The organism is Pseudomonas sp. VD-NE ins, from assembly GCF_031882575.1.
GTDB lineage: Bacteria > Pseudomonadota > Gammaproteobacteria > Pseudomonadales > Pseudomonadaceae > Aquipseudomonas > Aquipseudomonas fluorescens_BZ.
In genome coordinates this window covers 4072889-4097420 of the sequence record NZ_CP134772.1, presented here as the reverse complement: position 1 = coordinate 4097420, position 24532 = coordinate 4072889, and the positions used below count along the sequence as shown (strand labels likewise).

The 24532-nt window shown below is 60.0% G+C and carries 25 protein-coding genes and 1 pseudogene; 13 read left to right on the top strand and 13 right to left on the bottom strand.

Annotation, left to right across the window (positions count from 1 at the left end):
* Positions 1-7 precede the first annotated feature (7 nt).
* Positions 8-1648 (bottom strand): diguanylate cyclase, encoded by a 1641-nt coding sequence (locus RMV17_RS18190; protein ID WP_311881582.1) that lies wholly within the window; start codon positions 1646-1648, stop codon positions 8-10.
* Between the two features lie 292 nt (positions 1649-1940).
* On the opposite strand from RMV17_RS18190, the gene RMV17_RS18185 reads away from it, so the two are divergent.
* Positions 1941-3452 (top strand): AAA family ATPase, encoded by a 1512-nt coding sequence (locus tag RMV17_RS18185; RefSeq protein WP_311881580.1) that lies wholly within the window; start codon positions 1941-1943, stop codon positions 3450-3452.
* A 126-nt stretch (positions 3453-3578) separates the two neighbouring features.
* On the opposite strand, the gene RMV17_RS18180 is transcribed toward RMV17_RS18185, so the two are convergent.
* On the bottom strand, positions 3579-3980 hold the full coding sequence (locus RMV17_RS18180; protein WP_311881579.1) for a hypothetical protein: 402 nt from the start codon (positions 3978-3980) through the stop codon (positions 3579-3581).
* A 157-nt stretch (positions 3981-4137) separates the two neighbouring features.
* Positions 4138-4701 carry a chorismate mutase gene (locus tag RMV17_RS18175; protein WP_311881578.1) on the bottom strand — a complete coding sequence of 188 codons (564 nt, stop codon included), beginning with the start codon at positions 4699-4701 and terminating at the stop codon, positions 4138-4140.
* Between the two features lie 199 nt (positions 4702-4900).
* Between RMV17_RS18175 and RMV17_RS18170 the strand changes: the two genes are divergently transcribed.
* Positions 4901-6256 carry an MATE family efflux transporter gene (locus RMV17_RS18170; RefSeq protein ID WP_034156178.1) on the top strand — a complete coding sequence of 452 codons (1356 nt, stop codon included), beginning with the start codon at positions 4901-4903 and terminating at the stop codon, positions 6254-6256.
* Between the two features lie 74 nt (positions 6257-6330).
* Entirely contained in the window at positions 6331-6888 is a 558-nt protein-coding gene (locus tag RMV17_RS18165) for a YceI family protein (RefSeq protein ID WP_311881576.1), read from the top strand.
* Between the two features lie 15 nt (positions 6889-6903).
* Here the strand turns inward: RMV17_RS18165 and RMV17_RS18160 are convergent, their stop codons facing one another.
* On the bottom strand, positions 6904-7116 hold the full coding sequence (locus RMV17_RS18160; RefSeq protein WP_007908149.1) for a YXWGXW repeat-containing protein: 213 nt from the start codon (positions 7114-7116) through the stop codon (positions 6904-6906).
* 42 nt (positions 7117-7158) lie between these two features.
* Positions 7159-7482: a YXWGXW repeat-containing protein gene (locus tag RMV17_RS18155; RefSeq protein ID WP_034156176.1), complete on the bottom strand. Its 324-nt coding sequence runs from the start codon at positions 7480-7482 to the stop codon at positions 7159-7161.
* A gap of 278 nt (positions 7483-7760) precedes the next feature.
* Here RMV17_RS18155 and RMV17_RS18150 point away from each other — a divergent pair, with 278 nt between their 5' ends.
* A complete protein-coding gene (locus RMV17_RS18150) occupies positions 7761-8447 on the top strand; it encodes a GNAT family N-acetyltransferase (RefSeq protein ID WP_311881574.1) in 687 nt (228 codons plus the stop codon).
* Positions 8448-8784: 337 nt separating this feature from the next.
* On the opposite strand, the gene RMV17_RS18145 is transcribed toward RMV17_RS18150, so the two are convergent.
* Positions 8785-9420: a TetR/AcrR family transcriptional regulator gene (locus RMV17_RS18145; RefSeq protein WP_095048033.1), complete on the bottom strand. Its 636-nt coding sequence runs from the start codon at positions 9418-9420 to the stop codon at positions 8785-8787.
* A gap of 86 nt (positions 9421-9506) precedes the next feature.
* Here RMV17_RS18145 and RMV17_RS18140 point away from each other — a divergent pair.
* Positions 9507-10094 (top strand): annotated as a pseudogene (locus tag RMV17_RS18140) (NAD(P)H-dependent oxidoreductase).
* A 95-nt stretch (positions 10095-10189) separates the two neighbouring features.
* On the opposite strand, the gene RMV17_RS18135 reads toward RMV17_RS18140, so the two are convergent.
* Both RMV17_RS18135 and RMV17_RS18130 read right to left on the bottom strand, forming a co-directional pair.
* Entirely contained in the window at positions 10190-11308 is a 1119-nt protein-coding gene (locus RMV17_RS18135; RefSeq protein WP_311881571.1) for a P1 family peptidase, read from the bottom strand.
* 159 nt (positions 11309-11467) lie between these two features.
* The gene (locus tag RMV17_RS18130; RefSeq protein WP_311881569.1) at positions 11468-12583 is read right to left on the bottom strand and encodes a polyamine ABC transporter substrate-binding protein; all 1116 of its coding nucleotides are present in this window, start codon (positions 12581-12583) and stop codon (positions 11468-11470) included.
* Between the two features lie 110 nt (positions 12584-12693).
* On the opposite strand from RMV17_RS18130, the gene RMV17_RS18125 reads away from it, so the two are divergent.
* Positions 12694-13473, top strand: a complete 780-nt coding sequence (locus RMV17_RS18125; RefSeq protein WP_311881567.1) for a helix-turn-helix transcriptional regulator — start codon at positions 12694-12696, stop codon at positions 13471-13473.
* A 136-nt stretch (positions 13474-13609) separates the two neighbouring features.
* Here RMV17_RS18125 and RMV17_RS18120 read toward each other — a convergent pair whose 3' ends face one another.
* Positions 13610-14551 carry a class I SAM-dependent methyltransferase gene (locus tag RMV17_RS18120; RefSeq protein ID WP_311881565.1) on the bottom strand — a complete coding sequence of 314 codons (942 nt, stop codon included), beginning with the start codon at positions 14549-14551 and terminating at the stop codon, positions 13610-13612.
* 199 nt (positions 14552-14750) lie between these two features.
* Between RMV17_RS18120 and RMV17_RS18115 the strand changes: the two genes are divergently transcribed.
* Complete coding sequence (locus RMV17_RS18115; protein WP_311881563.1) at positions 14751-15164, top strand: response regulator; 414 nt, start codon at positions 14751-14753, stop codon at positions 15162-15164.
* 69 nt (positions 15165-15233) lie between these two features.
* Positions 15234-15902, top strand: a complete 669-nt coding sequence (locus RMV17_RS18110) for an HAD family hydrolase (protein WP_311881562.1) — start codon at positions 15234-15236, stop codon at positions 15900-15902.
* Positions 15903-16026: 124 nt separating this feature from the next.
* Here the strand turns inward: RMV17_RS18110 and RMV17_RS18105 are convergent, their stop codons facing one another.
* Positions 16027-16686 carry a methyltransferase family protein gene (locus RMV17_RS18105; protein ID WP_108226981.1) on the bottom strand — a complete coding sequence of 220 codons (660 nt, stop codon included), beginning with the start codon at positions 16684-16686 and terminating at the stop codon, positions 16027-16029.
* A 172-nt stretch (positions 16687-16858) separates the two neighbouring features.
* Entirely contained in the window at positions 16859-17755 is an 897-nt protein-coding gene (locus tag RMV17_RS18100) for a LysR substrate-binding domain-containing protein (RefSeq protein WP_311881561.1), read from the bottom strand.
* 113 nt (positions 17756-17868) lie between these two features.
* On the opposite strand from RMV17_RS18100, the gene RMV17_RS18095 reads away from it, so the two are divergent.
* The 3 genes from RMV17_RS18095 to RMV17_RS18085 are packed head-to-tail and all read left to right on the top strand — an operon-like array spanning position 17869 to position 20119.
* A complete protein-coding gene (locus RMV17_RS18095; RefSeq protein ID WP_311881560.1) occupies positions 17869-18891 on the top strand; it encodes an aldo/keto reductase in 1023 nt (340 codons plus the stop codon).
* A complete protein-coding gene (locus RMV17_RS18090) occupies positions 18888-19685 on the top strand; it encodes an SDR family NAD(P)-dependent oxidoreductase (RefSeq protein ID WP_034156163.1) in 798 nt (265 codons plus the stop codon). Before RMV17_RS18095 ends, RMV17_RS18090 begins: the two co-directional genes overlap by 4 nt.
* A 23-nt stretch (positions 19686-19708) precedes the next feature.
* The gene (locus tag RMV17_RS18085) at positions 19709-20119 is read left to right on the top strand and encodes an SRPBCC family protein (RefSeq protein ID WP_034156162.1); all 411 of its coding nucleotides are present in this window, start codon (positions 19709-19711) and stop codon (positions 20117-20119) included.
* A 129-nt stretch (positions 20120-20248) separates the two neighbouring features.
* On the opposite strand, the gene RMV17_RS18080 is transcribed toward RMV17_RS18085, so the two are convergent.
* Both RMV17_RS18080 and RMV17_RS18075 read right to left on the bottom strand, forming a co-directional pair.
* Positions 20249-21643, bottom strand: coding sequence for a HAMP domain-containing sensor histidine kinase (locus tag RMV17_RS18080; protein WP_311881559.1), 1395 nt, complete (start codon positions 21641-21643; stop codon positions 20249-20251).
* A complete protein-coding gene (locus tag RMV17_RS18075; RefSeq protein ID WP_007914996.1) occupies positions 21621-22304 on the bottom strand; it encodes a response regulator transcription factor in 684 nt (227 codons plus the stop codon). The genes RMV17_RS18080 and RMV17_RS18075 overlap by 23 nt, the downstream gene beginning before the upstream one ends.
* A 307-nt stretch (positions 22305-22611) precedes the next feature.
* Between RMV17_RS18075 and RMV17_RS18070 the strand changes: the two genes are divergently transcribed.
* Both RMV17_RS18070 and RMV17_RS18065 read left to right on the top strand, forming a co-directional pair.
* Positions 22612-23541 (top strand): hypothetical protein, encoded by a 930-nt coding sequence (locus tag RMV17_RS18070; RefSeq protein ID WP_064120912.1) that lies wholly within the window; start codon positions 22612-22614, stop codon positions 23539-23541.
* A 223-nt stretch (positions 23542-23764) separates the two neighbouring features.
* On the top strand, positions 23765-24304 hold the full coding sequence (locus RMV17_RS18065; protein ID WP_034156159.1) for a hypothetical protein: 540 nt from the start codon (positions 23765-23767) through the stop codon (positions 24302-24304).
* Positions 24305-24532: the final 228 nt, after the last annotated feature.

Genomic DNA, 24532 nt, shown 5'->3' with positions numbered 1-24532 from the left:
GGGCTGATCACGCCACCTGATTACGGCCCGCCGCCTTGGCTTGATACAGCTGCTGATCGGCGCGTTTGATCAGAGCGTTGTGGCTGTTGTCCGCCGGGTCTGCCAGACCGACGCCGATGCTCACCGTCACATTCCCGACCACAGGAAATTCGGCCTCGGCAACCACCACGCGAATTTTCTCGGCGACCACTTCCGGGGTGTCGGGTTGGGCAATTTCCGGCAACAGTACGGCGAACTCTTCGCCGCCGTAACGGGCGACGAAATCGGTGGTGCGCAAGCTGCTCTGAATCAGTTGCGCCAACTGTTGCAGCACATCATCACCCACGGCGTGGCCGTGGCTGTCATTGATGCGCTTGAAGTGGTCGGCATCGATCAGCAGCAGGGCAAACGGACGCCCGGTGCGCCGGAACAGCAGCGTGTATTCGGTGAGCTTTTCGTCGAAACGGCGACGGTTGTAAACGCCGGTCAAACCGTCGTGAGTCGCCAGGCTCAGCAGTTCGGCGTTGGCCTGCGTCAGCGCTGCGGTGCGTTGCGCCACAGTGGCTTCCAGCGAGGCATTGGCCTCTTGCAGTTCGCGCTCCTTGCCGAGCAGCGATTGCGTCATGGCATCAATGGACTGGCCAAGCTGAGCGATTTCCCGCACCGGGTGTTGCAGCGGGAATTGTGCGCCGGGCTGTTGGTTCTGCACCTGTCGGGCCGAATGCGCGAGCTGTTCGATCGGGCGGCTCAGGTATAGCGCCAGGTAGTAAGCCACCAAGCCGAACAGCACCGCCGCGAAAACCCCGAGAATCAGTAATTTGTACATCAGCAGGCGCGCCGGTTGCAGTGCGGTTTCCAATGGCTGGCGCACGGCAATCGACCACGACAGCACCGTACTCGATGGCGTCGGCACGGTGACCATGCTGGTGAGGAATCCGTTGCCCGCCGTCCAGCCTTGCCCTTTGGTGTCAATTGCCAGTTGCTGACCCATCAGCGCTTCCGGGTAGAGCACCTTGCCATCGTGATCGATGATCAACGCTTCGACATCCGGCGTTGAATTTTTATGCGAGAACGCCGCCGACTCAACAATGCGCGTCACCCAGCTCCAGTGTGCGTGGGCGCCAAGAACACCAATCACCTGGCCGTCGGCGTTGCGGATCGGTGCGGCGAAATCGATGAAGCGCAGCGGTTCACCGTTCGGCAGGGCCGGCAGCATTTTCGCCAGCAACACCGCCTCATGAGGATCGCCGGTGTACTCGCCGCGCAACCCGGCCTGGAACCAGGGGCGTTGCTGCACCGATTGGCCGACCAGCAAGTCGTTCACCGCCTGATGCACCTTGCCCTCGGCATCGGTAACGCCCATCCACGCGTACTCGGCGCGGGCCTGAGTGCGCAGTTGCATCGATTTCAGAATCGCCGGGTTGTCCAGGTCGCCACGCTCCAGATGCGGCGCGCGGCTGAGCAGATACACCTCCAACTGGCGTTCGCGCAGTTGCTCGCCCAATAACGATGCCGCCGAGCGTGCCGTGTTGAGCAAGGCATTGCCGCTGGCCTGCTTCATTTGTTCCGTGGCGATGTGACCCACATAGAAGCCCACACTCAGCAGCGTCAGCAGGGACAAACCGGCAAACCAAAGGGTGAGGTGGCTACGCAGACTGGCTTTGAGCATGGGCGAGGTCTGTCTTTATTGGTGTGGCGCAATGGTATGCGACATCGTCAACGGGCTGCCAGCGAAGTGGTTTATGAGTGTGTCGACAGCGATTTCAAAGAGCCATCACTTTCAGTAAGGTGTCTGCCCAGATACCAGCGCTCGGTTTTTCCCTGATCGCTCAGGTAGAACAATTCCCCGTCAGGTGGCTGCTTTGCATATAGAAAGAATCAAGTTCAGTGCTCTCAGAGGTGTGGCGTTTTACGTAGGCGTCGGTGCAGATATTCACGGATCCGACGCCGGTTTTCACGACATGCAACGCGCTGATCTTGAGCAAATCAATGTGTTTGGCGGCAGGAACGGTGCAGGTAAGTCAACGCTTCTGGATGTGGTAGGGGCATTGTCCAGGCCAGAGTTATTTCAAACCCTTAAACGAACGGCGTTTGGCGAACGCGTCTTTCATGGGCTGGATATTACCTTCAAGGGCGATGATTCGAGCTACACGCCCGCGCCTGCTCCGTTGGTCCTGCATGTCGAGTTCGAGCCGGCCCGGCCGCCGATCCTGGCATTGCGCGTTTTCGACCGGGCAGATCATTCGGAAGAAATTCTGGATGAAATATACGCGCGCATTCCGGCGACGGGCGTGGCGGCCAACGATATACAGAAAATCAGTCAGATCGTATCGAGGATGGGGATCAACGTTTCCTATTGGCGAGGTCCCGAGCAAACCTGTTTCGATGCGGCGTTCATTGTCGCCTTGCGTGAAATTCAGCCAGAGTTGTGTGGGGTCAAACGCGTGGAACTGGCTACGACGCAACAACTGCAAGAAACGGGTGTTGTGAAGTTGCAGCTTTATTCTGATCTGATGGTTTCACAAGCTGTCCCGTTTGAATATTTGCCTTCGGGCTGGAAAGCGGCCGCGGGCATGCTCGGCTGGCTCCGCGAACAAGCAAACGGTTCTATTGTCATCATTGAGGAGCCGGAGTCTCATTTGCACCCTCGACTCCAGCGCTTGTTGGCGATGAATCTGGCGCGATTGGCGAAGGAAAAGAACCTGCAATTGCTGGTTTCTTCGCATTCCTCGGTTTTTCTCAGCCCTGATGTCTGGGGCGCAGCTGACGCAACAGCCTCTGTTTCGATCGCTCACTTCCATGTGGACGGACGCCATATCCATAGCTTGCAGGGGCCGCGTGTCACCGTTTCGCCACAAAAGCTGCTGGACGAGTTGGGCGTGCGGGCAAGTGATCTGTACCAGTCAAATTTCGTGATATGGGTCGAAGGCCCGTCGGATCGGCTGTACATAAAGTACTGGTTGCAACGCTGGTGTCGAGAGCATGCCGAAGCCGAACTGGTAGAGAATGTGCATTACTCGTTCGTGCTCTATGGCGGGTCGATATTGTCCCACTATCACGCGGGTGAAGAGCTGCAGACAGAAGAGGCAATCTCGATGCTGCGTATCAACAGGAATTCTTTTGTCGTCATCGATCGTGACCACGATTTTGAGTTCGACGGTGATGTCGCCCACCGTACGAAGAAAGATTCGGCAAAGTACAAGGTGCTTGATCAGCTGGATGAAAGCAGCACCTGGATTACTCGGGGCTATACGATGGAAAGCTATTTGCCCGACGCCTTTAAAAAATACCTGGTCAGGAAAAAGAACGGAGCCGTATCTATCGGCACCAAACTGACCAAAGTGGAGCTGGCAAAGAAGTATATGAAGGAGACTGAGGGGCTGAAATTCAAACAGATTTTCAAACGCACTCAAACCAGCGCCATTCAGGAAATCGAGAAGATTTTTCGCGGTATAACCCGAGCGAATTTATAACGTCGCGACCGTTGGCGATCAAACCCGGGGTCACGAGCAGGCATGGCCCGTTCTCCAACACAAGCCATAAAAAAAGCCCGGCTGATCAGGCCGGGCTTGTTTGGGAACTGCGATGAAGCCGGTGGTTTAGGCAACGCGACGTTCGATCAGACGATCGGAGCCACCTTCGGCAACGCGGCGTTCGAGCAGGCGATCGGAACCACCTTCGGCAACGCGGCGTTCGATCAGACGATCGGAACCGCCTTCGGCAACGCGGCGTTCGAGCAGGCGATCGGAGCCGCCTTCGGCAACGCGACGTTCAATCAGGCGATCAGAACCACCTTCGGCAACGCGGCGTTCGAGCAGGCGATCGGAGCCACCTTCGGCAACGCGGCGTTCGAGCAGACGATCAGAACCACCCTCAGCAACACGACTTTCAATCAACTTGTCCGAGCCGCCTTCAGCGAGCTGGGTGTGTGCCGGAGTGGCGGCAAAAGCGTTAATGGCGAAAACCGAGAAAGCGATGCTGAGAAGGGTCTGGCGTTTCATGATCGTGTGCTCCAAGGGGTCGTTGTTTGTCTGGAGCCGATGTTACGCCGTGGATTTTTTATGAGAACTTCATTGCCGTGATGGTGAACATCGACCGCAATGATGGTTCACCAATCCCCTGTAGGAGCTGCCGCAGGCTGCGATCTTTTGATCTTTCTCAGAGCGACTTCGCCGCCCGAACGCACAGCTCACCCGTCGCCCGCGTCAGGGCCAGCTCATGCAGCGCGTCGTGGCTCAGGTCACTGCGCGCCTTGGCCAGCCACACCGGGCAATTGACGTCATGGCGATACGGCGCAAAGTCGGCGTATTGCTGCAGCAGGCGGGTTTGCAGCTCATCCAGACGTGGGCGGATCTGTTTACCGAGGTCCGGGCGCGGCGTGTCCGGCGCGGTACCGGCCGCCTGCCATTGCGCGAGCAAGCCGTACTGCACCAGTTTGTTCGCCTCCATTTGCGCGGCGATCAGTTGCGCCACGTCCTCAGGGTCGAGCTGACGCTCGGTGGCCAGCGTTCGGGCATTGGCGATGACCTGCGCCTCACGCGGGCTGTCCTGAATCGGCTTGCCGCTGTCCCATTTGGTCAGCGCGACGAGGTCGCCGATGTTCAGGCGTTCGTTCAGCGTTTCCAGCAACGGCTTCAAGGTTTCGCCGGGCGCGGCGGCATGAGCGCTGCTGGCGAGCAGAGCGAGGAGGGTGCCGGTCAACAGATTGGCAAAGTGCGGCATGAACAGAGCCTCAATGAGAGCAATGGAAGTGGGCAGTTGTTTACCACAGCTCTGAACCGACACCTACAGATCCGTGCCAATTACACAGGTGCGGGTAGCGCTGATAAACACCGATTTGAAATGTTAATTGCGCCCCGCGTGCAACTCACCGAAGCTATCCTCCATCAGCCCTCCCGCCATCGAGATGGACCTCTATTCAATGCAAGCCGTCGCCCAACGCCCACTCTGGCAAACCTACCTGCTATTCCTCGCACCCATGGTGCTGTCGAACTTTCTGCAATCGATGTCGGGCACGGTCAACAGCATTTACATCGGCCAGATGCTCGGGACCCAGGCGTTGGCGGCGGTGTCGGGGATGTTTCCCATCGTGTTCTTCTTTATCGCGCTGGTGATCGGCCTCGGTGCGGGCGCCGGGGTGTTGATCGGTCAGGCGTGGGGCGCGCGGGAGCCACACATGGTCAAGGCGATTGCCGGGGCGACGCTGTTGCTGGGCGTATTGATCGGTCTGGTGGCCGCAGTATTGGGCAGCGTATTTGCGCGACAGGCATTGGCGGGGCTGGGGACGCCGGCGGATGTGCTCGACGATGCAGTGGCGTATGCCCATGTGATGATGTGGATCTTGCCGTCGCTGCTGGTGTTTGTGTTGTTCACGCAGCTGTTGCGCGGGGTCAGCGACACGCTGTCGCCGTTGCTGGCGCTGATGGTCTCGACCTGTGTCGGGCTGGCCCTGACGCCGGCGCTGATTCGCGGCTGGTTCGGCTTGCCGCAACTGGGTATTCAGAGTGCGGCTTATGCTGGCCTGGCCGGTAACCTGGCGGCGATGGCATGGCTGGCCTGGCGCCTGATTCGCAAGGGCCATCCGCTGGCGCCGGATCGCGAGTTCTTCGCCGCGCTGCGCCTCGACGGGGCGATTCTCGGCAAAGTGTTGCGCATCGGCCTGCCGACCGGCGTGCAGATGATTGTGCTGTCGCTGTCGGAGCTGGTGATCCTGGCGCTGGTCAATCAGCACGGCTCGCAAGCGACGGCGGCCTATGGCGCGGTGACGCAGATCGTCAACTACGTGCAGTTCCCGGCCTTGTCGATTGCGATCACCGCGTCGATCCTCGGTGCCCAGGCCATCGGCGCCGGGCGGCTGGAACGCATGGGGCCGATTCTGCGCACCGGACTGCTGATCAACGTGTGCCTGACCGGCGGTTTGATTGTGCTCGGTTACCTGTTGTCGCACTGGCTGCTGGGGCTGTTCCTGACCGAGGACTCGACCAGGGCGATGGCTGAGCATCTGCTGCACATCATGTTGTGGAGCCTGTTGGTGTTCGGCTTCCAGGCAATCATTGGCGGGATCATGCGCGCCAGTGGCACGGTGCTGGTGCCGGTGGTGATTGCGATCATTTGCGTGGTCGGTGTGCAACTGCCTGCGGCGTACTGGCTGGACGGGCAGTACGGTTTGCAGGGTGTGTGGATGGCGTTTCCGGTGGCGTATCTGGGCATGCTGGTGCTGCAGACCTTGTATTACAAACTGGTCTGGCAGCATCAGAAGATCGAGCGGCTGGTCTAGGCGCTGGCGTAACGCGTGGATGTTTGCTTAAGTCAATCGAGGCCCTCGACGGCCAGCCCCGCCTGGAGAGTCCCATGTCGATCCGATTGCTGCTGGCTGCCGCGTGTTCGCTGTGCATCGTCTGTGCCGCGCAGGCTGTCGAATACACGCGGGTCAATACCAACGCCAGCCAGATCAGCTTCACCTACAACCAGATGGGCACGCCGATGTACGGCACCTTTGGCAAGTTCGAGGCGACGCTGGACCTTGATACCGATAACCTCGCCAACGCCCGTACAACGCTGCACATCGACCTCAACAGCATCGATGCCGGCAGCGAAGACGCCAACACCGAACTGGTGAAACCGGCGTGGTTCGACACCGAAAAATTTCCCGTGGCGGTGTTTGAGTCCCGGCGTTTCACCCAAGTGGCCGAGCGTCGCTATCTGATCGACGGACAACTCACCCTCAAGGGCATTACCCGCAAAGTGCAGGTGCCGGTGGAATTGAAGCCGGGCAGCGACATCGGCATTTTCGACGGTGACCTGGTGCTCAAGCGCGACGAGTTCGGCCTCGGCGCGGGCGAGTGGGCGGACACCGTGGTGTCCAAGGACATCGCCATCAAATTCAAAGTGGTGGCGCCACAGCAGTGACACCACCGTTTTCGATCAATAGGCCCGCCAGTGCCCCGGCACCCAGCGCCATTGATTGCCGCCCCAGCGATAGTGCCCGGCAACCCAGTGATAACCCGGCGCCGGCATCACCGGAACGACTTCGACCAGCGGTGGGGGCCGATGCGGACGGGCCGGCTCGACGACGCAACCGGACAACGTAACGGCCACCAGCGTGGCGGCCAGCAGTGCTTTAACGGTTTTCGACATGGTGGTGTTCCCGCAAGAAGTGATGTCCAGGCTGTTGCGCATTCATCGCACCCAATGCCCTTCGACCCAGAACCAGTTAGGCCCGCGCGCCTGCCAGTGCCCGGGTTTCCAGTGCGCGCCGTACCTCACCGGTTGCCAGTGGCCGGGCATCCACACATATCCGCGTCCTTGCCAGCGCCAATGACCTTGATCCCAGACATAACCTGGACGCGCGCCGGGCATCACTTCCATGCGCATCGGCGGTGGGGCTTGCTGGACGATCATCACCGGTTGCGCAAACACCGGGGCGCTGCTCAGCGCCGCCAGCGTCAACGGCACTAGCAGCAGGGTTTTTCGCCATTTGGACAGGGAACGCAAAACGCTCATGACAACTCCTCAAGGCCTGCGTTGAAAAGTGAACGCAGCTGCAGAATTGGATGCCTGAATTGCCAAAGATCCCGTCTGCGGCGGATGAAATTTTTTTCAGGCACAGCCCTGCGGGAGCGAGCCTGCTCGCGATGGTGTCGGGTCAGTCAATTTCTATGTTTAATGGGCTACTGCATTCGCGAGCAGGCTCGCTCCCACCTTCGATTTGTCGTTGCCAATGCAGGTTGGCTCAACCCACAAGGTATGATGTCGCGGTTTTCCGCCGGAGCTCAACCGTCATGCCACGCATCACCCACTACAAAACCCCATGCCCCGAGGCCGTCAACAGCCAGATTCTGCAGATGGTCGTCGACTACCTGACCGACATCAGCGCGGTCGGTCTCGGCCCGAGCAACCTGCTGTACAACGTCTATCAGTACGCGGTCGGTTATGAGGTGCATCTGTATCTGGAAGCGTTGAATGGCGAGAAGGGCACCGATGTCGAGTTGCTGGTTGCCACCGACGAGGATGATCCGGAGCAAGTGATCGGTTTTCTTCTGTACCTGCCGGTGCAGGGCGACTGGGAAGCCTGCAGCGTGGCCTACATGGCGGTGCGCGATGGGCACCGGCGTCAGGGCGTGGCGCGGGCGATGATTGGCGAAATGGTCGGGCGATATCCTCATGCCGAACTGGCCTGCACGATCGGCAAAGTGCCGTACTTCGAAGCGTTGGGCTTTGAGGTGATTGGCCAGCGTGAAACCCAGGTGTTGATGAGCACCCGGCATCACCGCAGCAATGGCTTGCGCGGGTTTATCGACACCACGCCGATTTACCGTTCGCTGGAGGTGCAGCAGATCCACACTTACCTGCTGCAGAAAAATGGCAAACGGGCGATGCTCGATGCCGAGAAACAGCGCGACCGGCACCTCGATCAGACCACTCGCCATGTCGAGGAGTTTGTCCGCCAGCGCCTGACCGTGCACTGACTTCACATCGCTGAAAAAGCCCTTGCTGTGAATGCCGCAGCAAGGGCTTTTTTGTGCGCGTCATTCAGCCGAGTTTGACGTTCATGGCTGACAGTCACTGCCGTGCCTGGCTGGCCTGGCGCTCGATTCACGCCGATCAGGCGCCGGACGACTGATTTTCGCAGACAAAAAAAGAGCCTCAAAGCTCTTTGATGGGGAGGAAGTAGAGCCCTCGAGGCTCAAGATGCGCATGAAGCAAGGCACGGGCTTGATTGGGGTTCAGAGCACCCGTGCCTACGCAGCGCTCGAAGAGCGGAGCCACTGCGTGATTCCATCGTAGGAGTGTGCAAGTGACGGCTCAAGTACCGCCAGTCGCCCGAACGGCGGCGCGTCCGACCATGGCAAGGATGGTTGCGAATAACTCGTCGCTGGCCTCTTTCGCGCTGACTTCACCGTTGGCCGCCGCGTGCGACAGCGCTTCGGCAGCGCCGAGCATTGCGCGCAATCCGGCTTGAGTAATTTCCCCGCCGTGGGCGTACGGTTGTAGATCGCGACGGCATTTTTCGAGGAAGATCGCCTCGTACTCACGCTTTATCTTCTCCAGATCCGGAGTGCTCGCCAGCGCTGCTATGATCCCGGGGATTTCTCTGCCTTGCAGCATCACGCAATCAACGTACGCCGTGGCAATCACCGAAGCGATGCCGGTCAGTGTCGGTTCGCTTCGGGCAATCGCGGCGTCCATCAACGCCGTTTGCCGAGCATCGAAATCCCGATAGAGCGCTGCAAGCAAACCGGCTCGGGTGACGAAATGATCGTACACCACCGGTTTGGTCACCCCGGCCATTTCGGCGAGATAGCCGAGGGTCAGGGCGTCAGAGCCTTCGGCGCGGATGATTTGCCAGGCGACATCGAGCAATTGGCGCAGGCGATCTTCACGGGACAGGCGACGCCGAGGAGCGGGGGAGTCGGGTTCGCTGATTTCAGTGGTTGACATCGTTTATATACCAAACGTAACTTACTGTTCGTAACTTACCAAGAGTATATAAGCCTTGGTGAACAATCACCAACCGGAGAATTGCCATGCACGCCTTGATCGTCGTCGCGCATCACGACCCACGCTCGCTGACCCACAGCGTCGCCGCGTAAATCGCTGCAAGCCTTGTTCAGGCCAACCCGGCCAACACCTTTGAAATCGCCGATCTCTATGCCGAGGGCTTCGAGCCACGTTTTGGCGCGGCGGATTTCGCCGTGCATCACCGCGAGTCCGCGCCGCCCGCTGATGTCCTGGCCGAACAGGCACGCATCGACCGCGCCGATACCTTGGTGCTGGTGTATCCGGTGTACTGGTGGTCGATGCCGGCACAGCTCAAAGGCTGGATCGATCGGGTGTTCAGCAATGGCTGGGCCTTCGATTTCAGTGGTGACCTCAAGCATGTGAAGCTGCTGCAGCGACTGCGCGTGCATCTGGTCGGCCTCGCCGGCGCGGATGCACGCACTTACGAGCGCCACGGCTATGGCGCTGCGATGAAGGCGCAGATTGAGCACGGGATTTTCGACTACTGCGGAGCGACGGTGCTGAGTTCGACGTTGTTGCCGGAATCGGAGTTGCGCGATCCGCAGGAGCAATTGGCGGTTGCAAGGGAGCTCGGCAGCCAAATGCTCACATAACCCTGTAGGAGCTGCCGAAGGCTGCGATCTTTTGATCTTGTTCTTAAAATCAAAAGATCGCAGCTTTCGGCAGCTCCTACAGTGTTTTTGCGGTGTCAGCGGGCACCGGGCCAGCCTGATTTTTCGAGAGCAGCGAGCAGGGTGTCGGCGTCGAGTCCCGGCACTGAATGCCCGTTGCCCTCGGTGCTGTCGCTGGCCAGCAAGGCATTGATGATCGCTTCTTCAACCGCCTCGGTCGCGGCCAGAAACAGCTCGCTGATATGGTCATTGTTGACCATGCGCAAACCGTCGCAGGTCGGCGCGCCTTTGCCTTCGTAGGCGGCGGGCGGCACGTGATCGTTGCCGGTGGCGAAGGCGATGAAGATGTCGCCGCTGTGATCCTCGTTACCGCCGCCGGTGCGCGCCAGGCCGAGGCTCGCACGCTGCGCCAGACGTGTGCATTGATGCGGCAACAGCGGCGCGTCGGTGGCCAGGCAGACGACGATCGAGCCCATGCCCGGATGCGGCAATGAGGCGCGCAGGAACGGCGAATCTTTCTGTTCCATATAGCGCCCGACCGGGTAGCCATCGACCCGTAGCTCACTGCGAATACCGTGATTCGCCTGCACGATCGCGCCGACGGTCCAGCCGCCCAGGGCACTGCTCAAACGCCGCGAAGCGGTGCCGATACCACCCTTGAATTCATGGCAGATCATGCCGCTGCCGCCGCCGACGGCGCCTTCCGTGACAGGACCAACGACGGCGGCGGCGAGCGCTTCGGCGACGTGTTCAGGCTGGACGTGAAAACCGTTGATGTCATTGAGCAAACCGTCAAAGGTTTCCAGCACCACCGGCATGTTCCAGTAGAGGCGACCGTCGTCGGGTTGCTGCTGGCGATCCAGGGCAACCAAGGCATCGCGTACCACACCGAGGCTGTGGGTGTTGGTGAACGCAATCGGGCTGGTCAGCAAACCCGCTTCGCGAATCCATTCAAGGCCGGTGGCGTCACCGTTGCCGTTGAGCACATGCACGCCGGCAAAACACGGTTGCTGATTGGTCGAGCCCGAGCGCGGTTCGATCAGCGTGACGCCGGTGCAGATGTCCCGCCCGGCGCTGCTGCGACCGCGCACATTGCTGTGGCCGACGCGCACGCCGGGTACATCGGTGATGGCGTTGAACGGGCCGGGAAGCAGTTGGCCGATGCGGATGTTGAGGTCACGGGCACGAGGTTTCATTGATTGTTGTCTCTCTGAAAAATGCAGGGTTGTGCACTGACCCTGTGGGAGCGAGCCTGCTCGCGAATGCGCCGGCACTTTCAACTCATCAGTGCCTGACCCACCGCTTTCGCGAGCAGGCTCGCTCCCACAGGGTTTTGTGGAATGTTCAAAAAGGGATTACTGCCCGTTCTTGACCTTGCTCCACACCCGCGTGCGCACGCGTTCGGTGGCTTTCGGTAAAGGCTCAAGGGTGTACAGCGTGGCCATCGCTGCGGCGGAGGGATAAACCGCCGGGTTGTCCCGCGTGGCTTCTGCAACTAGCGCAGTCGCCGCGCGGTTGCCATTGGGATACGACAGATGATCACTGACCGGCGCGATCACTTCGGGCCGCAGCAGATAGTCGATAAAGGCCAGGCCTTGGGTTCGATTCGGCGCGTCCTTGAGCAGCACCAGCGTGTCGAACCACACCGGCGCGCCCTCCTTGGGCAGGCTGTAGGCGATCTTCACGCCGTTGTTGGCCTGCTCTGCATTGGTCTTGGCTTCCAGCATCGCGCCCGACCAACCGACTGCCACGCAAATGTTGCCGTTGGACAGGTCGCTGATGAATTTCGACGAGTTGAAGTAAGCAATGTGCGGGCGCAGTTTCAGTAGCAGCGCTTCGGCTTTTTTATAGTCTTCGGGATCGGTGCTGTTCGGTGGCAAGCCGAGATAGTGCAGGGCGACCGGCAGCATTTCCGACGGCGAATCGAGCATCGCCACACCGCACTGGCCGAGTTTGGCGAGGTTGTCTTCGTTGAATACCAAATCCCACGAATCCACCGGCGCCTTGTCGCCCAGCGCCGCGCGCACCTTGTCGACGTTGTAACCGATGCCGTTGGTGCCCCACAGGTACGGCACTGCGTATTGATTGCCGGGATCGTTGTTGGCCAGTTTCGCCAGCAGTTCGCTGTCGAGATTCTTCCAGCCCGGCAGTTGTTCGCGCGGCAGTGGGGCGAGTGCGCCGGCCTTGATCAGCGTCGGCAGGCTGAAGTTGCTTGCCACCACCACGTCGTAGCCGCTGCGGCTGGTCATCAGTTTGCCTTCGAGGACTTCGGCACTGTCGAAGGTGTCGTAGACCGGTTGGATACCGCTGTCGCGCTGGAAATCGTGGAGTGTGTTCGGGCCGATGTAGTCGTACCAGTTGTAGACGTGCACGCTCGGCGCGTCGGCGGCCATGGCCATTGAGCCGGCGCCGATACCGGCCAGCAGGCCCAGTTGAATGCTGAGGTTGATACAGCCACGGTGACGACGCATGATGCGGCACTCCTGGCCTGTGCAGGCCGGTGATGAACAGGAGTGCTCAGCCTATCGGGCCGGTCACGCCTGACCCATTCCCATCATGGGTTACTCAAAAGGGGTAGTGCGTGGACGCCTTGTTGCAGGAACTGCCAGTGCATCAGAGCCTGGCGCGGGTATTTGCCGGTGTCGGTCAGGACGGTTTCTGGCGTGCGCTGGTGGACACGTTGCGGTTACTGGTGCCGCTGGACAACGCGCTGGTGGCGCTGATGAAGGCCGGGCAGGCGCCGCAATTGCTGATCGACTTCGACAGCAGCGGACGTGCCGACGAGCAGGAAGAACTGGCCGGCTACAGCGCCGGGATGTACCTGCTCGATCCGTTTTATCAAGCCGCATCGATCGGCGTCGCCGACGGCTTGCACAGCCTGGCCTCGGTGGCGCCGGACCAGTTTCTGCACAGCGAGTACTACCAGAGTTACTTTCGTTCGGTGGTCGGCGAAGACGAGTTGCAGTTCATGATCAACATCGAAGGCGGCGTGCTCGGTTTGTCATTGGGGCGTTCCACGCCGTTCGATATGGCCGAGCAGGGCAGGCTACTGTGCGTGCGTGACTGGGTGCTGGCGGCGATGCGTCGGCATGTGCAGTTGCTGCCGCCACAGGGTGCGGTGGCGGAGGCGGTGGTCGGGGATCTGGCGGCGTTGCTCGACCGCTTCGATGCGCGGCTGACGGTGCGCGAGGTCGATACGGCGCGGCTGATTTTGCAGGGTTTCTCCAGCAAGGCGATGGCCCAGCAGATGGGCATCTCGCCGGAGACGGTCAAAGTGCATCGGCGCAATCTGTATCACAAGCTCAATGTCACCGGGCATGGCGAGTTGTTTGCGCTGGTGCTGCGCCCACCAACTCCCTGACTCAACACTTTCCCTGTGGGAGCTGGCTTGCCAGCGATGGCGGTATGTCAGGCGATGAAGATGTCGACTGCGCCGTCCTCATCGCTGGCAAGCCAGCTCCCACAGGGGGCAGTGGTGTTTGCGCGATGGTGGAGTGTCAGGGGGTGCGCTGGAAGACTAAGGCTTTGAGGCCGCTTTCAGGGTCAATATCCGGAAACTCCGGCGGATTTTCCAGCCGCTCTACAAAGCGCAAACCCGGCGCTTCCTGCGTCACGCCCTCAATCAGAAAGTCCGAACCGAACGCCGGGTCATTCATGCACGCCAGCACCGTGCCTTGGGGCGTGAGCAGTTCCGGCAAACGACGCAGCACGCGCTGGTAATCCTTGGTCAGCAGGAAACTGCCTTTCTGGAACGACGGCGGATCGATGATCACCAGGTCATAAGGGCCGCTGTTGATCACCTTGCCCCAGGACTTGAACAGGTCGTGGCCCAAGAAGCTGACTTTGCTCAGGTCATGGCCGTTCAAGCGATGGTTGTCGCGGCCCCGGCTCAGTGCGGCGCGAGACATGTCCAGGTTGACCACATGGCTGGCGCCACCCTCGATGGCCGCCACGGAAAAACCGCAGGTGTAGGCAAACAGATTGAGGATGCGTTTGCCGTCGGCCTGTTCGCGCACCCAGTTGCGCCCGTAACGCATGTCGAGAAACAGCCCGGCGTTCTGTTTGCGACCCAGATCGACGCGGTACTGCAAACCACCCTCGACGATGCTCATTTCGTCGATCTCATCACCCAGCAACCATTCGGCGGTGCTCTGTGGCAAGTAGCGATGCTGGATCAGCAGCGTGTGGGCGCCCGACTGCTGCCATTCGGCGGACCCCGTGAGTTCCAGCAGCAACGCTTTGAGATTGTCCAGTTGCTCAGGTGCCGGCTCCTTGAACAGCGAGACCAGCACCACGCCTTGCAGCCAGTCCACGGTCAACTGCTCCAGCCCGGCCCAGCAGCGTCCGCGCCCGTGGAACAGGCGACGGGTTTCGCTGGGTGCAGCCGCGAGGGCCGGCAGCAGATGGGCGTGGAGGGTGGCGAGGGCTTCAGGGTTCATCGGTCAGGATCGGCAAGCAAAAGGGCCGGCATTTTAACCACAAATACACCGTCGCGAACGATTGCCGCTGACTGGCAAAAACGCCGTTTCGCAAAAGACCTGTATCAAAAATGAATTTCTGCAGAGCCCGCTGCTCATACCAGTTAAGCAGCGGATTCAAGCCGCTAAATCGTTAATGCAATTCAGGGAGTGCAGTTCCATGTGCCCAACACCGACGGCGGACGCGCACCTTCCTGACGGATTGATTCTGGTGGTTGAGGATGATCCGTTGATTCTGGAGTTTCTCTGCGAAATTCTTCAGGAGGAAGGTTTCAAGGTCGAGCCGCAGACCAGTGCCGACGCCGCATCACTGTACCTTGAGAAAAACGCCCCGAACGTGGCGTTGTTGCTGACTGACATCACCATGCCCGGCACCCTCAATGGTGCTGATCTGGCCAACCTGGTCGGCGACCGCTGGCCGGACAAACCGGTGATGGTCATGTCCGGCTATGAAACGCCCGAGACCTCCGGGGTCAAGCATCCGGTGGCGTTCATCAAAAAGCCGTGGGCCATTGGTCAATTGCTCGACTGCGTCGACAGCGCCTTCAAATCCAAGGCCCCTCGCCTGCACTGACACGCTGGGTGAATCGACCGGGCAAGTGCTACATTGCCCGCCCGGTCTTTTGCCAGAGGATGCGAACCTTTGTCTGCTAACACTCGTGTATTCGATCGCGCGTTCGGCGCGTTTCTGTTCGACATGGACGGCACCGTCCTCAACTCCATTGCCGCCGCCGAGCGGATATGGGCAGCCTGGGCCGTGCGCCATGGCGTCGATGTGGAAACCTTTTTGCCGACCATTCATGGCGCGCGTGCCATCGACACGATCAATCGCCTGGATCTGCCGGGCGTGGATGCCGAGGTGCAAGCCGCGTTAATCACCGAAGCGGAAATCGAAGACGTCGAAGGCATTGTCGAGATTCCCGGCGCGGCGAAATTTCTCAACAGCCTGCCCAAAGATCGCTGGGCGATGGTGACCTCGGCGCCACGGGATCTGGCCTTGCGGCGCATGGCGGCGGCGGGGATACCAGCGCCGGCGGTGATGATCACGGCTGAAGATGTGAAGGCGGGTAAACCTGATCCGGCCGGCTATTTGCTGGCGGCCAAACGTCTAGGTCTGGAAGCGCGTGATTGCCTGATCTTCGAAGACGCTACCGTTGGCATTCAGGCTGCCGAAGCGGCCGGTGCGCCGCTGATGATCATCACCACGACGCATCAGCATCCGCTGGAAACGGTTCACGCGACGTTGGCCAGTTATGCTGACGTACGTGTCGCAGTCGACAGCAACGGCCAGCTCCACCTGCAAAAAAACTGACACAACACAATCCCCGTGGGAGCTGGCTCGCCAGCGATGAGGCGCTGTCAGTCACTTTAAATTTGACTGAACCACTGCTATCGCTGGCAAGCCAGCTCCCACAGGGTCAAGTGTTGCCCTGTGGTCAGTAAACCCCCGGCACCAAACGCCAACTCCGCGCGCAATAAGCCTCGTACTCCGCCCCAAACTGCGCCCGCAGCAGGGCTTCTTCCGAATGAATCCGGGCAATCAACGGGATCAGTGTCAGCGCTGCCAGCATCAGTCCGACCACCGAACGAAAAGCCAGCGCCCAGCCCACGGCATTGACCACCAGCCCCAGATAACTCGGATTGCGCAGGTGTTGATAGATGCCATCGGTCACCAATCGGTGCCCCGGCTGAATCGCCACCAACCCACTGAACCGCCGCCCCAGCACAAACACCGGCCACAACCGCAGTGTGCCGCCGACGATAAACAACAGAGCACCGAGCCAGCGCACGCCTTCACTGCCCACTGTCCAGAAATTCACCCGGTCGCAGTAAGCCGGCAGAAAACCACTGACCAGCCCGATCACACCGAACGCCGGAATCACCCAGCGATTGGCGCGGTCTTCGCGCTCGCCGGAACTGAGGTTGACCTCGCTGAACAGCGAAGCGATCACCATGGCCACCGTCGCCAGTGCGACGATCACCAGCGAACCGTGGGAAAAGAACATCGCCACGCCGCCAATACCCCACACTGCCAGGCCGAGGTAGGCGAGGGTGGCGAGTACCGCAACGACGGTCATTTGCGCAGACATTTTCATGGCGATCTCACCGCTGGGTGCGTATCCGTTGAGTGTAGATCGCCCGAGGGCAATGGTTGTGGCTGCTGGCCTCATCGCGGGCAAGCCCGCTCCCACAGGGATTTGCGGCGTACACAAAGTTCAGGCTCACCCATGAACCTGTGGGAGCGGGCTTGCCCGCGATGAGGCCCGTTCAGTCAGCGGAAATCTCATTACCTGTCAAAACGGTGCGGAAGGTCTCCACCAATGGCCGCAAATTGATCCGGTGCCACGCTGCCCACAATGGTGTGGTCAACCTCAGCCATGGCAGTTCGCGCAACACCACACCCGGCGGGGCGTTATGGCTCAGGCCTTTCTGAATCATCGCAATCCCCAGCCCCGACGCCACCAACCCCAGCGCAGTAAACGGTTCGGTCGCCTGCATGCGCACATCCGGGGTGAAGCCGGCGCGGATGCAGGCGCTGACGAACTCATCGTTGGCATCCTGTCGCGGCTGCACGCCGATCCATTCCTGATCGGCCAGATCCTCGGGACTCAACGCCGCTTGCTGCGCCAATGGATGATGTTCCGGCAACGCCAAGAGCATCGGGTCATCGAGCACCTGGAAACCCAACAGATCGGGGTCGTCATCGGTCGGCGGCTCACTCACCAAGGCAATATCGAGACTACGCTGTCGCAGGCCCTCCAATTGCTCGGCGGAACTGAGGTTGTACAACGCGACATGCACATTCGGCCGATCCGCGCGCAGCACACGCAAGGCATTGGGCAGAACCCCGGCGTGCATGGCGTTCTCGATATAGCCGATGCACAAACCGCCTTCTTCGCCACGGCCCAGACGTTTGCCGAGGGATTCCAGGCGATTGGCGTGGGTCAGCAAGGCGCGGGTTTCGGCGAGGAAGGTCTGACCGTCGCGGGTCAGGCGAATGCGTTGCTGGCTGCGCTCGAACAAAGTCAGGCCCAGGCGCTCTTCGAGCTGGGCGATTTGTCGGCTCAGCGGCGACTGGGAAATGTGCAGCCGTTCGGCGGCGCGGCCGACGTGTTCTTCCTCGGCGACTACAACGAAGTAGCGCAATTGGCGGATGTCGATCATGTCAGACCTATAGGGACTCAAGTGCTGCGCATTATGTCTTGGACGGTCTCGGTGTCGCAATCTAGGATCTGCTCAACGGTCACACAGACCCAGAACCTATTGAGGAAAAACCCATGAGCTTGAAAGACAAACTGCCCGGCCAACTGGGCTTCGGCACCGCGCCACTGGGCAACATGTTCCGCGCTATCCCCGAAGAAGAAGCGCAAGCGACCGTGCATGCTGCGTGGGATGCCGGTGTGCGCTACTTCGATACCGCGCCTTTTTACGGCTCCGGTCTATCGGAAATCCGCCTCGGTGAAGCGCTCAAGCAATACAAGCGCGACGACTATGTGCTGAGTAGCAAGGTCGGCCGGGTGATTCTCGATGAAATCGAAGACGCCGCCACCCGCGATCTGGGCGAAAAAAGTGGTGTATTCGAACACGGTCGCCCGAACAAGATCGTCAATGACTACAGCGCCGACGCAACCTTGCGTTCGATCGAAGACAGCCTCAACCGCCTGCAAACCGATCGCCTCGACATCGTCTGGGTGCACGACATCGCGCAGGACTTCTATGGCGATCAATGGCTGGAATACTTCAATCAGGCTCGCACTGGCGCGTTCAAAGTCCTCACCCGGTTGCGCGAAGAAGGCGTGATCAAGGGCTGGGGTCTGGGCGTAAACAAGGTCGAGCCGTGCGAACTGACTCTCGACCTTACCGAAGCGCAACCGGATGGCTTTTTATTGGCTGGTCGCTACACGCTGCTCGACCACGAGCGTCCGTTGCAACGCCTGATGGATTCGGCCCTAGCGCAAAACGTTGAAATCGTCGTCGGCGGCCCTTATAGCTCAGGAATTCTGGCCGGTGGCTCGCACTTCGAATACCAGCGGGCCAGCCCTGAAATCATCGCCAAGGTCGAGCAGATCAAACGCATCGCCGCCGCTTACAACGTCGATATCAAAGCCGCTGCGCTACAGTTCTCGCTGGCCAATCCCGCTGTTGCGGCGGTGATTCCCGGAGCAAGCAAACCGCAACGCATCGCCGAAGATGTCGCGGCATTGTCGGCCAGCATTCCTGCCGGTTTCTGGCAGGCGATGCGCGACGCCCAACTGGTTTCCGAACGTGCACCATTGCCAATCGATGAGGTGAAAGCATGAAGATTGATCTGAGTGGAAAACTGGCCATTGTCAGCGGCAGCACTGCGGGTATCGGCTTGGGTATCAGCCAGTCACTGGCCGAAGCAGGCGCCACGGTGGTGGTGATCGGCCGCGACACGGGCAAGGTTGAACAGGCGTTGGCGAGTATTCGCGAGAAAGTCCCGGGTGCGCAGTTGCGTGGTCTGGCTGCCGATCTGGGCACCGCGGAGGGCGCGCAGAAGCTGTTCGCCGCTGAACCGCGCGCGGACATTCTGGTGAACAACCTCGGTATCTTCGACGCCGTCGATTTCTTCGAAGCGCCGGACAGCGAGTGGACGCGCTTCTATGAGGTCAACGTGATTTCCGGTGTGCGCCTGGCGCGGCATTATGTGCCGGCGATGGTCGAGCAAGGCTGGGGCCGAGTAATTTTCCTGTCCTCGGAATCCGGCGTCGCCACGCCGGCCGACATGATCAATTACGGCGTGACCAAAAGCGCCAATCTGGCGGTGTCCCACGGTCTGGCCAAACGTCTGGCTGGCACCGGGGTGACGGTCAATGCGATCCTGCCGGGGCCGACCTTCACCGACGGCCTGCAAGACATGCTCAAAGAAGCTGCCGCCGAATCCGGGCGCAACCTGCGCGATGAGGCCGATGCCTTTGTGCTCAAGGCCCGCCCGACTTCGATCATCCAGCGTGTCGCCGATGTTGAAGAGGTCGCGCACCTGGTCACCTACATTGCTTCGCCGTTGTCCTCGGCCACCACCGGCGCCGCATTGCGCGTCGATGGCGGCGTGGTCGACAGCCTCACGATCTGAATTCCCGAGAGAGACATTTATCTATGCCTACAGCATCTGCAACCATCGACATCCCGGCTTCGGCCGATCAGGTCTGGCAATTGATCGGCGGCTTCAACACGCTGCCCGATTGGCTGCCGTTTATTCCCAACAGTGAACTGAGCGACGGTGGCCGTGTGCGCACCTTGCAGACCGCTGACGGCGCTGTGGTGATCGAGCGACTGCAAGCGTTCGACAACGCCGCGAAGACCTACAGCTATTCGATTGAACAGGCACCGTTTCCGGCGACTGATTACCTGGCGACGATCAAGGTTGAAGCTCAGGGGCAGGGCGCCCGGGTGACGTGGTCGGGGCGCTTCAACGCCAAAGGCGTGAGTGATGAAGAAGTGGTGGCGCTGTTCAGCGGCATCTATCAGGGTGGACTCGAGGCACTCCGAGCCAATTACCCAACCTGAGCTGATGATCGTTCCCACGCTCTGCGTGGGAATGCAGCCCGGGACGCTCTGCGTCCCATTCTCAAGCTGGAACGCGGAGCGTCCCTTGAGGCATTCCCACGCAGAGCGTGGGAACGATCATGTCGGGAATCAGGAATTCTCGATCAGGCTCTGCCGGCAGTTGAGCACCAATTTCGCCCCGCCCAGATCACTGCTGCCGACTTCAAGACCGAAGCCATGCAAGCTGACAATCGCCGCGACAATCGACAATCCGAGACCAAAGCCACCCTGCGGCTGCCCGCCCTCGGCGCGATAGAAACGCTGGAACACCGCCTCGCGCTCAGCCTCGGGAATCCCCGGTCCTGAGTCGTGCACTTCAATCCGCGTCTGCCCACCGGCGTTCACCCCACGCAACATTACCGTTCCGCCCGGGGGCGTGAACTTGATCGAGTTGCTGAGCAGATTCGCCAACGCCTCGAACATCAATGCCCGGTCACCATTGAGCGGCGGCAGGGTTTCCGGCATGTTCAACTCGAAACGCAGCTCGCCTTCTTCAGCCAGCGGCAGGTAAAACTCATGCAGTTCTTCCAGCAATTGCACCGGGTCGAGTTCGACAAAACCCGAGCGCCGCTGGCGATCTTCCAGTTCGGAAATCCGCAACAACCCGCGAAAACGCGCCATCAGCGTATCCGCTTCAGCCAGCACCAAATCCAGTTGCGCCGCTTCCTGCGAGCCTTCGCCAGCCTGCTGCTGCATGCGATACAACTGCGCGCGCAGGCGCGTCAGCGGCGTGCGCAAATCATGGGCGATGTTGTCGCAGACACCTTTGACTTCATTCATCAAACGCTCGATGCGCTCAAGCATGGCGTTGACGATGGCCGCAAGCATGTCCAGCTCGTCGCGGCGATTGGACAGCGGTAATCGATGAGTCAGATCGCCGGCGACAATCGCCTGGGCGCTGTCCTGAATCGCTCGAATCCGCCGCAACGGCCGGCGCCGCAGCAGATGCCAACCGGCAATGCCCGGCAGAATCGTCAGCGACACGCCCCAGAACAACGCATGCAAAATGATCCGTGTCACCGCAAACAGCGAGCCGTTGTCGCGCAGCAACACCAGCCAGCGACCGTCGCGGGTTTGCGTGGCGACCGCGTCGCAGCTGTCATTGGGCAGGGTCGGGTCATCGGAGTCGGCGCAGTCGGCGAGCATGTGGATCTTGCCGTCCAGCGGCAGGCCTTCGGGAATCTGCTGCAAGGCGCCGCCGAGGTAAACGCCGTCGGCGTCGAACAAGCCATAGGCGTCGATGCCACGAATATCGAAAGTCATGCTGGCGGCGAGGGCGTCTTCCAGTTGTTCGCCGCGAAAGTGCGAAAACAGGTGCTGACGTTGCATCAGCGAGTGTTTGGCGAGGTTGTCGAGGTAGCCGGAGACCTCGTAATACATGACCCCCATGAGAATCGCGCTCCACGCCACGAACAGCGAACTGTACAGCGCCAGCAGGCGGCTGCTGGAGGAACGCCAGCCGTCAGACGGGTTCGGCAATGACATAACCCGAGCCCCGTACCGTGCGGATCAGCGGCACATGGCCGGCGGCGTCGATCTTCTTGCGTAGACGGCCGATGTGCACGTCGATCAGGTTGGTGCCGGGGTCGAAGTGATAACCCCAGACTTCTTCGAAAATCATCATGCGCGAAAGGATCTGGCCGCTGTTGCGCATGAGGAATTCGAGCAATTTGTACTCGGTCGGCAGCAGCGTCAGCACTTGTTCGGCACGGCGTGCTTCATGGCTGATCAAGTCGAGTTCGAGGTCGGCCACCTGCAACGTCGTTGCCTGAGTGGCGCCGCTGTTCTGCCGACGCAGCAACACTTCCACCCGCGCGGCCATTTCATCGGTGGCGAACGGTTTGGTCAGGTAATCATCGCCGCCGGCGCGCAAGCCGCGTACGCGTTCGTCGACATCGGAGAGGGCGCTGATCATCAGGATCGGCGTGGCCACACCCATGGTACGCAGCGTGGTGACGATGGCCAGGCCATCGAGTTCGGGCAGCATGCGGTCGAGGGTGATCAGGTCGTAGTTGCCGCTCACGGCGCGGTCGAGGCCTTCGCGGCCATTGTCGACCCAGTCGACTTCCAGCCCGTGGCTGCTCAGTTCGGCGACGATTTCCCGCGCAGTCACGGCGTCGTCTTCGATGGTCAAGATACGAGTCATAGGCAGGCCTGCTGATCGGTTCAAACGGAATGGCAGCATTTTGCCAAGAAAATCCGCTGGCGCTTTAAATTAACTTTCATGTTGACCTGTCACAAACGCAAATTTCGAACGCTATTGGTATTCGAGGCCAATGCATAAAACCCGCTGTTATCCGGCAGTTGTTGCAATTTGCAAGGTTTGCGGAAGTTCATTCTTTATAACTATCTGAAATCAAAGGGTTTATTTAATTCTCTCGACTGGCACGGTCACTGCAATTCCTCTGATGACGAGTTGTAACACCATTTTTCATGCCTGGAGCAGAACAACAATGAATAGATCCCCTGATGGGTTTTATCCCGCCGTTGAAGAGTCGAGCAGCGTTTCGGGCGTGTCCTGGGGCGCGATCTTTGCCGGTGCTGCGGCTGCAGCTGCACTGTCGATGATTTTGGTGTTGCTCGGGTTCGGTTTGGGTTTCTCTGCCGTTTCACCGTGGGCCGGAGAGGGCGTCAGCGCCAAGGGCTTGGGCATTTCCACGATTGTCTGGTTGGCGGCAACGCAAATCATCGCCTCCGGCATGGGCGGCTACATCGCCGGTCGTCTGCGGGTGAAGTGGGCGAACATGCACGGTGACGAAGTGTATTTCCGCGACACCGCGCACGGCTTCCTTGCCTGGTGTGTGGCTACATTGGTTACCGCAGTGCTGGTGGTCGGTTCGGTCAGCAGCGTCATCAGTGGTGGTGTGCAGGCCGGTGCCAGCGTCGCCGGCGGTGCTGCCAGCGCCATGACTCAAGCGGCCGGTTCTGCTGCGGCCAACACCGACAGCAACCAGTACGGCTACTACATCGACAGCCTGTTCCGCGATGACCGTCCGGCTTCCGTCAGTGATGACGCTGCGCATGGCGCCGTGGCCCGCATCTTCGCGCAAAGCCTGGCCAACGGTCAGCTCAGCGCCGAAGACCGTACCTACCTTGCGCAACTGGTCGCACAACGCACCAACCTGACTCAGGCCGATGCCGAGCGCCGCGTCGATGAGATCTACGCCCGCACTCAGAAAGCCCTGGCCGACGCCAAACTGAAAGCTCAACAAGCCGCCGACACCGCTGCGAAAGTCGCTGCCTGGACCTCGCTGTGGATGTTCATCTCGCTGTTGGCCGGTGCGTTCTTCGCCAGCTTCGCGGCCACCTTCGGCGGTCGTCGTCGGGATGCTGTCGAGTACGTTGAAGTCGACACCTACACCACGACCACTCCAGTCCGTTAAACAAGGAGCATCACCATGCGCTCACTACTGCTGTTTTTCCTCGGCGTACCGATCCCGATCATCATCCTGATCGCCCTGTTCGTGCACTGATTGCTCCATTGAGGCCCATGCCTCGGCCGCTTCCACCTTCGGGTGGAAGCGGCTTTTTGCTTTCTGGCGGGCAACAAGGCGAGAATCCGCGCTGTGCTGTATTTCGATAGACCTCTGATTAAGGATGAGAACGTTGAACAAGAAGGAAATCAAACGTCAGGTGAGCGAGATGCTCGGCGCCGGTCGCTCGAAAACCGAAACCTTCAAGGCGTTGTCCGGCGGCGCAGTCAAGGACAAGGTGTTGGCGTATCTGATCGGCTCGTGGCCCGATCCAGAACTGATTGATCGTCACGCCGGCAAGATAAAGGTGCTGCTCGGGCTGACCTATATCCAGGCGTTGATCGGGCTGGTGGGTGGTTATTTCCTCGGTCTGACGATCAGCACCGGTTGGGCCATCGGCATGGGGTTGTTTGCCGGTGTCGTCCCTTTGCTGTTCGCTTGGGGGTTTTACCGCAACGTGGCGCAGGCCTACACCGTGTATGTATTTCTCTCGATCACCCAGATGCCACGTATGTTCAAGGACTATGGCGAAGATCCGATAGGCACGGTGATTGGCGTAGCGATCACGTTGGCCATGGTCTTTTTCGTCGCTTGGCTGAAAAACCTGCTGTTTCCTGACCTGGGTTTCTTCGGTGCAAAAAAGATCAAAGGGCAGTTCGTCTTCTCCAACTGATCGTTGGACAATCCAATCGTTTTCACTGGCCTGGATCAATATTCACTGCGGCGAGATCGCCAAACGTAAATGATCCCGGCCTTTGCTGAGGTATGAACTACAGTGCTTCACGCGCACCTTGTTGCGCTGACGGAGTACCCGCGTCGACGCCCCAATCACAGCAACAATAAACGCGTCGACACGGTGTAGTGCAGCAAGGAGCTGACACCACCTCAACCGAACTTTCAC